Below are 15000 nucleotides of genomic sequence, written 5' to 3'. Positions count from 1 at the left end.
GCTCGCCATGCGGCCGGACGTAATGCTGTTCGACGAAGTCACCGCGGCGCTCGATCCGGAGACGGTCAAGGAGGTGCTGGTGACGATCCGCGAACTGGCGGAAGAAGGCATGACATGCATGCTGGTCACCCACGAAATGGGGTTTGCCCGCGAGGTCGCCGACCACATTTATTTCACCGATCACGGGGTGATCGTCGAACACGGACCGCCGGCGACCTTCTTCACCGAGGCGCGCGACGAACGCACGCGGCGATTCCTGTCGCAGGTGCTGTGAGGTTGCTAGGAGGGCCGCCCCGCGTCGAACGCGAGGTCTGCGGTGTGTGACGCTCCGGCAACTGAAAAGCGAGAGTGCGATCACGCGCCGCTTGACCGGCAATGCGGCCCGCAGGGTGCGCTGCTGCCACCCGAACCGCTGATTCATCAATCGTTATCCATCTGGTCTGGCTTCATTTTCTGACGCTGTTGTAGAGAGGTGACAGACGAAACCGCGACCGACTGGCTAAGCAGAGGATATTCGATTCCGTTTCTTTTCGTTTCTGGAAGTTGGGAAGATCCTTTGTTCACGCACAAGTCTGCCATTCTCGCCGCCGTCGCCTTCGCAACCCTCGCTGGACCTGCCGCAGCCGCCGACCTCCCGGTCAAGGCCGCGGCTCCCGTCTCGGTCTGGAATTGGACCGGCTTCTACGTCGGCGGCAATCTCGGCGCGGGCATGGCCTCGTCGGGCTTCACCGATCCCTGCTTCTATTGTTCGTCGGCAACGCCGACCGCCGGCTTTTTCACCGGCGGCGTACAGGCCGGTTACAACTATCAATTCGGCAATGGCCTGGTCGGTATCGAAGCCGACATCAACGGCAATAGCGGTTTCAAGAATTCTGTGATCGGCGGCGGTGACCCCAATTCGATGGCGGTCGGCATGGCGGCGGACGTCAGCGGAACGATCCGGGCCCGCGCCGGTGTCGTCCTCAACAATACGCTGGTCTATGCCACCGGCGGTGCGGCCTGGGCGGACGTCAGGCAGACAGGCACCGACTTCCGCAATACCAATGGTCCGACGTTCGGCACGCCGACCCGATTTTCGGCCAACGCCGACGGGGTGCTTTGGGGCAGCGTGATCGGCGCGGGTTTCGAATATGCGCTCAGTCCGCATTGGACGGTCGGCGGCGAATTCCTTCACACCATGTACCAGGACCGCAATGCCCAGATCGTTGATCCGATCCAGGTTGGGGGTAATGCGTGCGGCAACAGCCCAATCACCAACTGCGCCGTCCGGGGGCAGCTGACGACCGATGTTGCGCGTATCAGGTTCAACTACCGCTTTGGCGACGAGACGGTTGCTCGAGCCTACGCGCCCGCTGGTGAGATGTATCGGAAGGCGCCGGCGGCCGCCGTCTATAGCTGGACCGGCTTTTATCTCGGCGGCAACCTCGGCGCCGGCGTTGGCTCCACGGCTTTCACCGATCCTTGCGTCTATTGTTCAAATGCGACGCCAACCGGCGGGTTTTTCACCGGCGGTGTGCAAGCCGGCTACAACTATCAATTCGGCAACGGTCTGGTCGGCGTCGAAGCCGACGTCAACGGCAACAGCGGTTTCAAGAAATCGCTTCTCGGTGGCGACGACCAGTTTGCGCTGGCGGTCGGCACCAAAGCCGACGTCAGCGGGACGATTCGGGCGCGGGCCGGCGTGGTCGTGAACAACGCCCTGGTTTACACAACCGCTGGCGCGGCCTGGGCGGACGTCAAACAGACCGGAATCGAACTCAACAATTTCACCGGCCCGACCCTTGGCACCGCGACAGGCGTTACAGCCAACGCCAGCGGCATTCTCTGGGGCGGTGTGATCGGCGCCGGCGTGGAGTTTGCCGTGAGCCCGAACTGGACGGTGGGCGGCGAATTGCTTCACACCGTGTACCAGGACCGCGATGCCAATATTTTTGATCCGCGCCAGGCTGGGGGCAACGCCTGTCTGCAATTCAATCGCGTCCCGGCTGACAATTGCGTCATCCGGAGTCAACTGACGACGGACGTTCTGCGCATCAGAGCCAACTATCGGTTTGGCGGGCCTGCGGGCGATCCTGAAAGGTATGTCCCGGTCGCGACGGTCTACAACTGGACCGGGTTCCATGTCGGCGGCAATGCCGGCGGCGGCATGGCGATGTCGCGCTTCGACGATCCGTGCTTCTTCGGAGGCTGTTCGTCGGCAACGCCGACCCGCGGCTTCTTCACCGGCGGCGCCCAGGCCGGTTACAATTATCAATTCGGCAGAGGGCTGGTCGGTATTGAAGCTGACCTCAATGGCAACAGCAATTTCAAGAATTCCGTGATCGGTGGCGATGATCAGCGGGCCGAGACCGTCGGGATCAAGGCGGATCTCAGCGGTACGATCCGGGGCCGCGGCGGCCTGGTCGTAAACAACGCGCTCGTCTACGCGACCGGCGGCGCGGCGTGGGCCGACGCAAGGCAGACGGCCGTCCAATTCTTCAATGCGACCAACCTCGCCAACTTCGGCACTTTGACGGGAAATACGGCCAATGCGAGCGGCGTGATCTGGGGCAGCGTCGTTGGCGCCGGCGTCGAGTTTGCACTCAGCCCGAATTGGACGGTGGGCGGCGAGTTTCTTCACACGATGTATGCAGACCGTAGCGCAAATATCGCCAACGCTGCCGGGGTCTCGGCCTGCCAAAGCAACGTTTCGGCCGTCAACTGCTCCATCCGCGCTCAGCTGAACACCGACGTCGCGCGCATCAGGTTCAATTACAGGTTCGATGGCCCGGTGGTCGCGAAATACTGATCCGCCTCTGAAGAAATCCCGAAAAAGCCTCGGCGCCGCCGAGGCTTTTTTGTGCGCAATGATGGCCTGTGACGGCGGAATATGAACGCTGCGCCGCAGGTCCTGGCGATGATGTCCGCTCCCGCCCCATGTCCAAGCCGCCACTGGCGTTCACGGCATCCCGGCTTTATAATCCGGTCACAGCCGGTGGGATCTTCATGACAGGCAAATCAGCTTTCGCAACCGTTCTCGCATCGACGCTGGCCGTATTTTGTTTCGGCGCGCCAGCGGCGTATGCGCAATCGGTGCCGTACTGGACGTCCACCACCGGATTCGGCACGGCCCTGACGTCGGACGCGAATACGACCCGCGACGCCTTCGGCAACTTCTCCTCGCGCTATAATTTCGAGAACGGCTGGTTCATCGGCACCGAGCGCGGCAACCTTGGCTTTGGCGGTTCTGGCTTTGGTGCAAACAGTTTCAGCCCGGTCTCGGCCTTCGGCAGCGCAAGCTCCTTCTCCTATGAGGGCAGCCAGGTCGGCTACAACTTCAAGAGCGCGCCGGTGTCGATCTATGCCGGCCTCGACACGCTGAAGTACAACGGCGCCCCGCTCGTCGGCAGTCCGTTTTCCGCGCTGGATTCCTCCTCCGCCAACGTGCCCGGCGGCTATCGCGTCAATGCCGGCGTCGAATTCCGCCCGACCTCGAACCTCAGCCTGTCGTTCGGCGCGAGCTTCTCGCAGCAGCCCGGCGACCCCAATGCGGCGCTGCTGCCCGGTGCCTCGCCATACTTCCGCGGCAGGTGAGGGCGGCGGATAGCCGTCGGCGCAGCCCGTCTTTTCGATCCCATCTTGCATCCAGGTTGATTTCGATCAACCGGCGCCTTGCTATCTCCAAGGACAATGTCTGGCGTCGTCGACTTTGCCTTGGGCGTTTTTCGGATGTGGTCTGAAAGGGTTTTTCGGCGGGCTCTCATCATTGTCGCGCTCGCAGGCCTCATTCTGGGAGTCGCAGCATGGGGGGCCGGCAGGGCGGATCTTGCCGCCTGGTGCTGGGCGGGCGGCACGATTCCCGTCATCGCGGGGCTCGTGGCCTCGATCGCGCGCGATCTTTGGGCCGGCCGCATGGGCGTCGATTCGATCGCGCTCGTCTCGATGTCGGGCGCGGTTGCGCTTGGTGAAAACCTCGCCGGGATCGTCGTTGCCATCATGTATGCGGGTGGCAATCTGCTCGAGGACATCGCGGTCGCGCATGCCGAGCGGGATCTCCGCTCGCTGATCGACCGCGCGCCACGCGTCGCCCACCGTCTCGACGGATCGACGATCTCGGATATTCCCATCGAGCAGCTCGCCGTCGGCGAGGTGATCCTCGTTCGCTCCGGCGAGGTCATTCCGGTCGATGGCATCATTACCAGTGCGGCAGCGACCATCGATGAATCGGCGCTGACCGGCGAGCCGATCCCGGTGTCGCGGCAGGCGGGAGAGCCGGCGCGCAGCGGCTCGCTGAATGCCGGCACGCCCTTTGAAATCCGCAGCACGGCGACCGCCGGCGACAGCACCTATGCCGGCATCGTGCGCATGGTGAGCGCGGCGCAAACCGCCAGATCGCCGTTCATTCGCCTGGCAGATCGCTATGCGCTTCTGCTGCTGCCGGTCACGCTCGCGATTGCCGGCGCTGCCTGGCTCGTCTCCGGCGATTCCGTTCGCGCGCTCGCGGTGCTGGTGGCGGCGACACCGTGCCCGCTGATCCTGGCGGCGCCGGTGGCCTTCATCTCGGGTGTCGCCCGGGCGGCCAAGCGCGGAATTCTCGTCAAGGGCAGCGGTCCGCTCGAAGCGCTCGCCCAGACCCATACCGTGATGTTCGACAAGACCGGCACGTTGACGGTCGGTGGCGCGCGCCTCGTTGCCATCGAGGTCGCGCCGAACCATCGCGCAGACGAGGTGCTGCAGCTCGCGGCGTCGCTGGAACAGTCTTCTCACCACGTGGTCGCGATCGCGATCGTCGAGGCCGCGATCGCGAGGGGACTTACGCCGGCCATGGCGTCCGAGGTGCGCGAGACGGCCGGCGCGGGCCTTCAGGGGGTGATCGAGGGCAGGACGATCCGGGTCGGATCGCATCAGCTGGTCAACGGGGCCGGCAAGCCGGAGGCGTGGATCGTGCGGGCGCTGCGGCGCGCGGCGTGGCGTTCAGCGCTCAGCGTGTTTGTCGCGGTGGACGGCCGCACCATCGGCGCCTTGTTGCTGGCGGACGAACTGCGGCGAGAAACGCCGCGCGCCATTCAGGGCTTGCGAAAGCTCGGCGTGGCGCGGATCGTGATGGTGACCGGCGACCGCGCCGAGGCGGCGGAGACGATCGGCGCCGCGCTCGACCTTGATGCCGTGCTGTCCGACCGCGCGCCGGAAGACAAGGTCGAGGCGGTCGCCGCCGAACAACGGCGGAATGTCACGGTCATGGTGGGTGACGGCATCAACGATGCGCCGGCTTTGGCTGCCGCGAATGTCGGCGTCGCGCTCGGCGCCCGGGGCGCGAGCGCCTCCTCGGAAGCCGCCGACGTCGTCATCCTGGTCGACCGTCTCGATGCCGTGCCTGACGCCATCTCGATCGCCAGGCGAACCCGCGCGATCGCCTTGCAGAGCATTGTGGCAGGGCTGGCCTTGTCGGGACTTGCGATGGCGGTCGCTGCCATCGGCTGGCTGCCGCCGGTGGCGGGCGCGCTGACCCAGGAAGCGATTGACGTTGCCGTCATCCTCAACGCGCTTCGCGCCCTGAGCGCCGGCCGCGCCAGGGGTCGCCGCACGATGCCGGTGAATGTGGCTGGTCTGCTTCACGCCGACCACGCACAAATGGAGCCGCTGCTCAATCGCTTGAGAGAAATCGCAGATGGGCTCGATCGGGCATCGGGCGCGGGCGCCATCGCCTTGATTTCGGAAGCCGAGCGGATCGTCGCAAATGACATCGCCCCCCACGAGCGCAACGACGAAAGTCTCGTCTATCCGCGCGTCGCAAAATATCTCGCCGACCGGCACGGACTTGGCGCCATGAGCAGGGCGCATCGCGAGATCAGCCATCAGTCGCGCCTGTTGCGGCGGCTCGCCGACGGGCTCAGGGCCGACGATGTCGACTCCTATCTGGTCCGTGACGCCCAGCGTGTGATCGAATCCGTCGAGGCCCTGGTGCGCATCCATAATGCCCAGGAGGAAGACATCTATGAATATGCGATTGGAGCTTAACGCGGGACCGCAAGGAGAACCGAATGACCGCATCTCGCATCAGTGTTTCGAAAACCGGGCTGGTTGTCGGTATCGTATTGGGTGGCTGGCATCTCTGCTGGTCGCTTCTTGTCGCGGCAGGCTGGGCTCAGCGCGTCATCGACTTCATTTTCTGGATGCACTTCATCAAGCCCGTCTATGTCATTGAACCGTTCGACATTTCGCGGGCCGTGGTTCTCATCCTGGTGACAGCTACTTTTGGCTTCGTCGTCGGCGCATTGGGCGGCTGGATCTGGAACGCCGTTCACAAATCCTGATTTCCGTGGAGAGGTTGAGCTTGCCTTGCGCCTGGCGAGTCTTGGCTGCGATAGTTGATCCATCGCAAGGGGATATTGGCGGGCGCTGTCAATCATAATCCAGGCGAAGGAGGAACCATGGACCAGGCGGTTGCAGCGCGACAGCTCGACGCACAAAAGGTGCGGCACGGCTGGATCAGTGACAATTGGGGATTGCTGCTCGGCGCCGCCGTGCTCGCTGCCATCCTGCTCCTGCCGACGCCACCGGGCCTGTCCGTCGCAGGCCAGCGCATGCTGGCGGTTTTCGGTTTCGCCGTCATCGTCTGGATGACCGATGCGCTCGACTACGCCGTCAGCGCGGTGGTGATCGCGGCCTTGATGGCATTGTTCCTCGGCATCTCGCCGAACGTCGCCAATCCCAAGGTGCTGATCGGCACGGTTCAGGGGCTGACCACCGCGATCAGCGGTTTTGGCAATACGGCCCTCACTCTGGTTGCCGCCGCCTTGTTCCTCGCCGCGGCCATGACCGTGACCCGGCTGGACCGCCGGATTGCCCTGATCGTCTTGTCAGGGGTCGGGACGCGAACCAGCCGGATCGTCATGGGCGCCATTGTCGTATCCACGGTCTTGGCCTTGCTGGTGCCGAGCGCCACCGCGCGCGCGGCCGCCGTCATCCCGATCATCATGGGCATCATCGTCGCGTTCGGCGTCGATCAGAAGAGCCGGTTTGCCGGGCTCCTGATGATTACGACCGTGCAGGCGGTCAGCATCTGGAATGTCGGCATCAAGACCGCCGCGGCGCAAAACATGGTCGCCATCGGCTTTATCCAGAAGATGCTGGGGCACGACATCACGTGGCTGAGCTGGCTGGTCGCGGCGGGTCCCTTCGCGGTGCTGATGTCGGTCGGGCTCTATCTCGTCATGATGACGATGATGCCGCCCGAGGCGAAGGAGATCCCGGGAGGCAAAGCGACGGTCGAGAAGGCCTTGAACGAACTGGGCCCGATGACCGGCAAGGAAGGCCGACTGCTGGCGCTCTCGCTCATCCTGCTGGGTTTCTGGTCGACCGAAGGCGTGCTGCACCCGCTTGACAGTTCGACCACGACCACCATTGCCGTCGCGCTCTTGTTCCTGCCCGGCATCGGCGTGATGGACTGGAAAACCGCGAACCCGCTGATCCCCTGGGGCACGATCGTGCTGTTCGGGGTCGGCATCAGCCTCGGCACCGCCTTGCTGCAAACCCAGGCCGCGCAGTGGCTGGCCAACCTGATTGTCGATGGCTTCGGTCTCAACCAGCTTCCGGCCTTGGCCATTCTCGCGGTCATGGCGGCGTTCCTGATCGTGGTTCACCTCGGCTTTGCAAGTGCGACCGCGCTGGCATCATCCTTGATTCCGATCGTGATCGCGGTGCTGCAGAAGGTGCAGAGCCCGGGCATCAATGTGCTCGGCATGACGCTGGTGCTGCAGTTCGTCGTCAGTTTCGGCTTCATTCTGCCGGTCAACTCGCCGCAGGGCATGGTCGGGTACGGCACCGGCACCTTCGCGGCGCGGGACTTCATCCGCACCGGCATCGTGCTCACGCTGCTGGCCTACCTGCTCACGCTGCTGTTCGGCGCAACCTACTGGCACTGGCTCGGCTACGTCTGAAGATTGGACATTCGCCGCGATCCGATGATTTGCCCGACGGGCAAATCACTTGCACCTCCGGCGCGGCTGTCCACCCCTGCCGGAAAAAATATTCCGCTCCCGCCGGCCGCCAAATCAGCTTAGAAGCCCGCGCGTCTCGCACCCATAAGAGGGGCGTATCGCGATCGTCACGGACGTTGGGCGCGGGATGCGATGGCCGAACACCCGCGCGGCAGACGAGCGCGCGGGCTTTCGGACGGCGAAGTCGTGTGGGCCTGATATCCCGACGCTGATATCCGGTGCAACGCGAAAGCGTTGTCATCCACGGAGACAACAAGCCCGGTCTCCGGGGCGAGCACGAAGGAAACCGTAACACCGTCGTGCAGGGAAGGCCGGATCGCTTCCGGCGTACCTGTGGTGACTAACTCGTGTGCTTTCTTTTGCTGCACGCGAGGCTGCGGGTGCGCAAAGCATCCGGCTTTCCCTGCGCCCTCTGTTTTCGGGGGCGAAACCAACGCATAACCCGGGCGCGACAGTGCCGCGGGAAGGTGAGACTATGTCCAACATCGTCATCACCGGGCTTGTCCCGGTGATCCACGTCTTCTTCGCTTGCGAACAAAGACATGGATGGCCGGTCGAGCCCGGCCATGACGGACGATAGATGTCTCACGCGGTTGGTAGCAACGCCGAAAGTCTGAGGCGAGGCGCCGAGAAACCGGCCCGATTACGGTTGCCAAGCGCCACAACAGGCGCGATCCTCGTCCGCCAAGAAGCAAAAAATGCATACGGGAGGACACCATGACACGGTTGAACCGGCGTGCCTTCGTGACGGCCGCCGCAAGCGCGGTTGCCGCGCCCTATCTGTCGCGAAAGGCGTTCGCCGACGACACCATCAAACTGCGCTGTTCGCTCGACACTGCCCCGTCACATCCGCGCAACCAGGCGATCGTCGACTATCTCGGCAAGCTGGAGGAAGCGAGCCACGGCAAGATCAAGGGCGAAGTGTTTCATTCCGGCCAGTTGTTCGCCGACCTCAACGTCGCCAAGGCGCTGATCCAGGGCCAGGTCGACATGGCCGCGCCCGGCACCTGGGCCATGACAGGGCTGGTTCCCGATGGCGATTTCTGTCAGTTGCCCGCGCTCTATAGTCCGGCGATCGACGTGTTCCGCCGCTGCGCCGACGGCGCGCCGGGCGAATTCGTCAACAAGCAGCTCGAAGCCAAGCTGCGTTCGCATATCCTCGGGTCCTGGCTCGAGCTTGGCAACGAGAACTGGTACACGACGAAAAAGGAGATCCACTCGCTCGAGGATTTCAACGGATTGAAGATCCGCAGTCCCGGCGGTTCCGGCACTTCGTGGCGCATCGGCTTCGTGCACGGCATCGCCAACGTCACGCCGTGGCCGAACGTGCCGCTGGCGCTGTCGCAAGGCACCTTCGACGGGTTTGTCTCAAGCGACGAGAGCGTCAATTCCGCCAAGCTGTGGGAAGCCGGCGTCAAATATTCCTATGCGGATCATCAGTTCTACGCCAACTACGTGCCCATGCTCAGTGACAGCTTCTGGTCCAGGCTGGGTGAGGCCGAACGCAAGCTGATGCGCGAGCTCTGGGCCGCCAACATCGAGCGTTACCGGGCGATGTCGACGAAGTCGCAGGCCGATGCGCGCAAGACGATGCAGGCGAACGGCGTCAGTTTCTTCGATCCGCCGGCCGATCAGATTGCCGCCGATCGCAAGCGCATGATCGCGGCGCAGGCCGATCTGATCCGCGATACGAAACTCTCACCCGACATCGTCAAGCTCGTGACCGACACCGTGGGTAGCCATAGCTAAGATGGCGAATGGGGGAAATTCGCCGTTGCACGACGGGTGGTGGGACAAGGCCGAGAGATTCCTGATCGGCCTGCTGGGTCTTGCCGCCATGATCGTCGGCCTGGTGCAGGTGGTCGGACGCTACGTCGCGCCGCGCTACGCGATCTCCTGGGCCGAGGAGGTGATTGTCTACCTCGTGGTCTGGGGCATCATGCTGGCCGCCTCGCAGCTCGTGCGCACCGACGCGCATGTCAGGCCCGATCTCGTGTTGCGCGCGGTGTCGCCGCGTGTTCAGCGCTGGATGGAGGTGGCCAATTGCATCGTGGCGTTGGCGTTCTGCGCGGGGCTTGCCTGGTATGGCGTTAGCATCGTCGAGACGTCGTGGATGCTGGACGAGCGCTCCGCGTCCGATGTGCAGTTTCCGATGTGGCTTTATTCGGCGGCGGTGCCGACTGGCGCGGCATTGATGTCGCTCCGCTACCTGATCCGGCTCTATCGCTATCTCTTCGCCTTCGATCCCGAAACCATGACGGTCGGCCACATTCCCGCGCATGAGCAGGTCGGCGCAAGCGCCGCGTTGCCGCAAGCGGACTAGGAGCGAGGCGCACGCATGCTCGTGATCCTGTTCCTGGTGCTGTTCTTCGGCCTGCTCGCCGCCGGCATGCCGATCTTCCTCGTGCTGGGGCTGTGCGCGGCTATCCTCTACTTTGCATCCGGTGAGCCGCTGATCGGGGTCGCGCAGGTTATCATCGATCACCTCAACTCGCCGACGCTGATGTCGCTGCCGCTGTTCGTGATGGCGGCGACGTTCATGCGTTACGGTGGCGTGGCGAAAGCGTTGGTCGACCTGTCCGCCGCGTGGCTCGGCGGCGTCAGGGGGTCGCTCGGGCTCGTCACGGTCGTGGCTTGCACGCTGTTTGCCGCGATCTCGGGCTCCTCGGTCGCCACCGCCTTGGCGATGGGAACGATCCTGTTGCCGGCCATGATCGAGAAAGGCTATCCGCGCAGCTTTGCGCTGGGCGTGGTCGGCGCCTCCGGCACCATCGGCATCGTGATCCCGCCCTCGCTGGCGCTGATCTTGTACGGCATCGTCGCCGAACAATCCGTGCCGCGCCTGTTCCTTGCCGGCGTGCTGCCCGGCCTGTTGCAGGCCGCGGTGTTCTTCGCCTGGGTCTGGTACGACGCGCGGCGGCGGAAATTTCCGGTCGAGCCGAGCCTGCCGTTTGCCGAACGGCTCAAAGTGACCGCGCGGGCGATCCCCGCCTTGAGCGTGCCCGTGATCGTGCTGGTCGGCATCTATGGCGGCATCGTCACGGTGACGGAGGCGGCGGCGATCGCCGCCGTCGTGTCGCTGCTGGTGAGCCTGACTTACTATCGCGGCTTCCAATGGACGCAGACGCTGTGGGTGGTCGCCGATGCGCTCAAAAGCGCGGGCGCGATCATGCTGATCGTCGCCACCGCGCTCGCCTTCGGTCACTGGATGACGGCCTCAGGCGTTCCGGCCGAACTCGTCAAATGGGTGCTGGCGCAGAACATGGCGCCGTGGCAGTTCCTGCTGGCGATCAACGTCTTGCTGCTGGTGCTCGGCTGTTTCCTCGAAGTGATCGCAACGCTATTGCTGGTGTTGCCGATTCTCGCCCCGGTGCTGCCGGCGCTCGGTGTCGATCCCGTGCACTTCTCGATCATCTTCACCCACAATATGGAAATCGCGCTGGTTCACCCGCCGGTGGGTCTGAACCTGTTCGTGCTGTCAACGATCTCGCATGCACCGATCGGCGAGGTCGTGCGCGGCGTCTTGCCGTTCCTGATCCTGCTGCTGACGGTGTTGATGATCATCACCTACGTGCCGGCGCTCACGATGTGGCTCCCGCATGTGGTCTATGGCAATTGAAGTCTTTTGCGCCTGTGTTCCCGCACTAGTTCGCACCTTGGCTGCGGTTGAGCAGCAGATAAAGCGCGCGCGGGTTCGTGGTGAGATAGCGCCAGAACAGCCGGCGCGGCTCGAGCCAGATGCGCCAGGCCCATTCGAGGCCGATGTCCTGCATCCAGCGCGGCGCGCGGGCGCGGCTGCCGGACAGGAAGTTGAACAGGCCGCCCGAGGTCTTGATCACTCCGACCTTGGTCAGGCGCGAGGCGTATTCGGCGACGAAGGCCTGCTCGTAGGGTACGCCGAGCGCGACCCAGAGGTAGTCCGGCGCCAGTTCGTTGATTTCGTCGACCTTGGCGCGGAGCGCATCGCCGCGGAGATAACCGTGGCTATGCCCGACGATGCGAAGCTTGGGATACATCCTGCGGACGTTGGCGACCGCCGCGGCGTTTTCGGCTTCGTTGGCGCCGAACATATAGAAGGACAGGTTTGCCGCTTCCGCCTTGCGCGCCACCACGTGGAACAAATCCGTCGTCGCGACCCGCTCGGGCAGCCGCAGCGGCGATTTCAGCCGCGACACTGCGACCAGCGGCTGGCCGTCGGCATTGATCAGGTCGGCCGAACGAAACAGCTGGTCGGTCATCGGCTCGGTCGAGCAGCGTGCCAGCACTTCGCCGTTGGCCGACGTCAAGTAGATCGGTCGCGTCACCCGGCGCTGCGGGAATACCGCGTCGATCATGAAGTCGGCGGTCTGCTCGAGATCGAGCACAGCGATGCGAAGCCCGCCCAGCGTGATCCGCGGGATGCTGGCCGTGGCGGCCCTGCCGATTCGATTGGCTCGCCGCTCAAGCATGTTGCGCACTCTGAACCGATTGTGCCGGAGCTGCATGCAGTTCGTTGATGATAACGCCGACCAGCTTGCGCTCGGCGCCGCCGAGGCCCGTGATGATGTCGTCCATGCAGCCGTTGATATCGAGGCTGGCCGGCAGCGCCGCGACCAGTCCGTCGGCAACTCCGATCAGCCTGAGGTCGTCTGCGCTGAACGGCAGCGCCGGACCGTCGACGATGACGAGATCGTAATCGCCGCCGGCGCGCGCCTGCGCGATGGCTTTGCGAAGCGCATCGCCTGCACCCGATCCGGCTGCCGGCAGCACCTCGATATTGTTCCTGGTCTTGATCGCGCGCTGGGCTTTGCTGCCGATCGACAGCCAGCCGAGACGTTTCGCTTCAGCCTTGCGCACGCCGATGAGTCTGTTCGACAGCAGATGGTTGTCGTGATCGGCGTCGATGATCAGCACGCGCGTATCGTCGCGCGCCGCGGCAAGCGCAACGTTCAGCGCCACGATGCTGCGATCGCGGCTGGCGCCTTGTCCGATCACGGCCATCACAGGCGCAACATTGGCGGCGGAGCGGCGGACGAGCGCTTCGCGCATGCTGCGCATGGCATCGGTAAAGTCGGCGCGCGGGGAAGCCGATCGCAGCGTCGGCCAGCCGAGCCGGGTGAGGTCGGGAACGCCGCCCGATGCGAGAATGCCGCCGAGCGTGCGGATGACGTCGGATTCCTGCAGGCGCGCGATGCCGGGTTTCTCGGCCGTCGGGGCCGGACGCTTGTTTTCGGGCACCTTCAACGGCGAAAGCGGTGTGGCGGATTCCGTGGCGGCGGGCCTCGCCGCACCCGCGGCCGGGTCGATCGACAGCAGTTCGATCGCCGTAAACCACATCGCGGCGGCCAGCATGCCGAACACGAGCCCGATGGCGGCGATCAGGCTCATCGCGGGGGGGAATGCGCGCCGCTGCGGCACCGTGGCCTCGCCGATGATGCGCGCGTTCGACGTGTTGAGGCTTTCCTGCTCTTCGGTCTCCCGGGAGCGCTTGAGGAAGGACTGGTACACGTCGCGGCTTGCCTCGACGTCGCGTTCGAGTTCGCGCAGCCGCACCGAGGCCTGGCTGAGTTGGACGCTCTGGCGCTTCTGCGCCTCCAACGACCTTGTCAGCGACGTTTCGTAGTCGCGGGCGCGGGTGAGATCGTTTTTCGCCGACTGCGCGTAGCGGTCGATTTCCTCGTTGATGGTGCGGTGCAGATCCTCGACCTGCTTGCTCATCTGGCGGAGCGAGGGATGCAGCGGCCCGAGCTCGCTCGTCATTTCGGCGAGGCGCCGGCGCGCCTCCGCATATTGCGCGCGCAGGTTCGCCAGCGTCGGCGACTGCAGGGCTTCGGGAATCGCGCCGGCGTCACCCGCGGCGCGGCGGCTGGCTTCGATCTGATCGTATTTTGCCTGCGCGTCCAGCGTCGCCGCGTGCGCTGCCGCGAGCCGCTGGTTGCTGGCGAGGAGCTGCTGATCGGTGATCAGCGTATCCTGCGTGCCGACGAAATTGTTCTGCGCCTTGTAGATCGCGAGCGCATTCTCGGCGGTGCGCAGCCGTTCCTGCAATTCCTTCAACCGGCCGGAAAGATCGGACGTGGCGCGCCGCGCGGCGATCGCCTGCGAATTCTTGGCTTCAACCAGATAGGCGTTGGAGATCGCGTTGGCGAGCATCGCTGCCTTGGCCGGATCTTCGGACCACACATCGATATCGACGATGAAGGTGCGGTCGGTCTTCTTGACGTTGATATGGCGGTTGAGCGCATCGAGCGCCGCGGTCTGGCCACTGACTTGCGCCTTGCCCTGTCGTGCGTCGAGCCCGAACAGGCCGAGCAGGCTCGACATCGCGCTGTTGGCGTTGCCGCCGAACTCCGGATCCTTGTCGATATGAGTGTCCTGGATCACCTGCATCAGAACGCTGTTGGAGGTGATCACGCGCGCCTGGCTTTCGACCACCATCGCAAGGCCGGAAATGTCCTGCGAGCGCGGCGTCAGCTCGCGGTCGACGAGCTGCAATTCGCGCGGATCGACATAAAGCTGGGCGGTCGCAAAATATTTCGGCGTCAGGCTTTTGCCGATCGCAATCGCCGCGCAGGCTCCGATCAGGCCCGCGGCCGCGATCGCCGTCTTGTGTCGCCACAACAGCTGCACAAGCTGCGTTACGCTCAAGCCGGCCGGATTCCGCGCAGGCCTCGACCCGGCGTCCGGCTTGGATCGCGCTATGGGTTGGTCATACGCCAGCATGAACCCCGATTTCCATTCGAACCGCCGAACGCATCGGCTGAGCGGTTAGTTCTCGGGTCACGTCGGGCAAGGGACGAACGCAACAGCAAAAATTAACCATACTCTTTGATGGACTATTCACCGAATTAGCAAACAAACAGTTTAAGTCATAGCGCAGCACGCGGCGTCGATCGCGGTCGAAGTCGCGCCGTGCAGCAAAGGTTAACTGATCGTTACTCTTCGGCATGACGCCGCGTACCTGTTGCGATTGATCGTTTCCATTGACGCTCCGATCGATCGGCAATGTCTGCAAGTTTCGAATAAGAAAATGCCAGGCCGG

At 64.1% G+C, this 15000-nt stretch carries 11 protein-coding genes and 1 pseudogene; 9 read left to right on the top strand and 3 right to left on the bottom strand.

All coding sequences use genetic code 11. The features are described from left to right. The 9 genes and pseudogenes from VFL62_RS17430 to VFL62_RS17390 form a co-directional block, all read left to right on the top strand. Window positions 1-274 (top strand): annotated as a pseudogene (locus tag VFL62_RS17430) (peptide ABC transporter ATP-binding protein); the annotation flags it as partial. Between the two features lie 282 nt (window positions 275-556). Continuing rightward, window positions 557-2788, top strand: a complete 2232-nt coding sequence (locus tag VFL62_RS17425) for an outer membrane protein (RefSeq protein WP_325173626.1) — start codon at window positions 557-559, stop codon at window positions 2786-2788. 197 nt (window positions 2789-2985) lie between these two features. Further along, window positions 2986-3573 carry a hypothetical protein gene (locus VFL62_RS17420; protein WP_325173625.1) on the top strand — a complete coding sequence of 196 codons (588 nt, stop codon included), beginning with the start codon at window positions 2986-2988 and terminating at the stop codon, window positions 3571-3573. Window positions 3574-3708: 135 nt separating this feature from the next. Then, the gene (locus tag VFL62_RS17415) at window positions 3709-5997 is read left to right on the top strand and encodes a heavy metal translocating P-type ATPase (RefSeq protein WP_325173624.1); all 2289 of its coding nucleotides are present in this window, start codon (window positions 3709-3711) and stop codon (window positions 5995-5997) included. 23 nt (window positions 5998-6020) lie between these two features. Next, entirely contained in the window at window positions 6021-6293 is a 273-nt protein-coding gene (locus tag VFL62_RS17410) for a hypothetical protein (RefSeq protein ID WP_325173623.1), read from the top strand. A gap of 117 nt (window positions 6294-6410) precedes the next feature. Further along, the gene (locus VFL62_RS17405; RefSeq protein WP_325173622.1) at window positions 6411-7919 is read left to right on the top strand and encodes a DASS family sodium-coupled anion symporter; all 1509 of its coding nucleotides are present in this window, start codon (window positions 6411-6413) and stop codon (window positions 7917-7919) included. Window positions 7920-8696: 777 nt separating this feature from the next. Next, window positions 8697-9728, top strand: a complete 1032-nt coding sequence (gene dctP, locus VFL62_RS17400) for a TRAP transporter substrate-binding protein DctP (protein ID WP_325173621.1) — start codon at window positions 8697-8699, stop codon at window positions 9726-9728. A gap of 25 nt (window positions 9729-9753) precedes the next feature. After that, entirely contained in the window at window positions 9754-10302 is a 549-nt protein-coding gene (locus VFL62_RS17395) for a TRAP transporter small permease (protein ID WP_325173620.1), read from the top strand. Between the two features lie 15 nt (window positions 10303-10317). Further along, window positions 10318-11598 carry a TRAP transporter large permease gene (locus tag VFL62_RS17390; RefSeq protein ID WP_325173619.1) on the top strand — a complete coding sequence of 427 codons (1281 nt, stop codon included), beginning with the start codon at window positions 10318-10320 and terminating at the stop codon, window positions 11596-11598. 25 nt (window positions 11599-11623) lie between these two features. Here VFL62_RS17390 and VFL62_RS17385 read toward each other — a convergent pair whose 3' ends face one another. The 3 genes from VFL62_RS17385 to VFL62_RS17375 form a co-directional block, all read right to left on the bottom strand. Continuing rightward, window positions 11624-12427 (bottom strand): WecB/TagA/CpsF family glycosyltransferase, encoded by an 804-nt coding sequence (locus tag VFL62_RS17385; RefSeq protein ID WP_325173618.1) that lies wholly within the window; start codon window positions 12425-12427, stop codon window positions 11624-11626. Next, window positions 12420-14681, bottom strand: a complete 2262-nt coding sequence (locus VFL62_RS17380; protein WP_325173617.1) for an exopolysaccharide transport family protein — start codon at window positions 14679-14681, stop codon at window positions 12420-12422. The genes VFL62_RS17385 and VFL62_RS17380 overlap by 8 nt, the downstream gene beginning before the upstream one ends. Continuing rightward, the coding region (locus tag VFL62_RS17375; protein ID WP_325173616.1) for a hypothetical protein at window positions 14668-15000 on the bottom strand (333 nt) is incomplete at its 5' end. The genes VFL62_RS17380 and VFL62_RS17375, both read right to left, overlap by 14 nt.

Origin of the sequence: Bradyrhizobium sp. (genome assembly GCF_035701725.1) — a bacterium.
Lineage (GTDB): Bacteria > Pseudomonadota > Alphaproteobacteria > Rhizobiales > Xanthobacteraceae > Bradyrhizobium.
The sequence above is the reverse complement of the archived record's forward strand: the minus strand, read 5'-3'. Positions and strand labels throughout refer to the sequence as shown.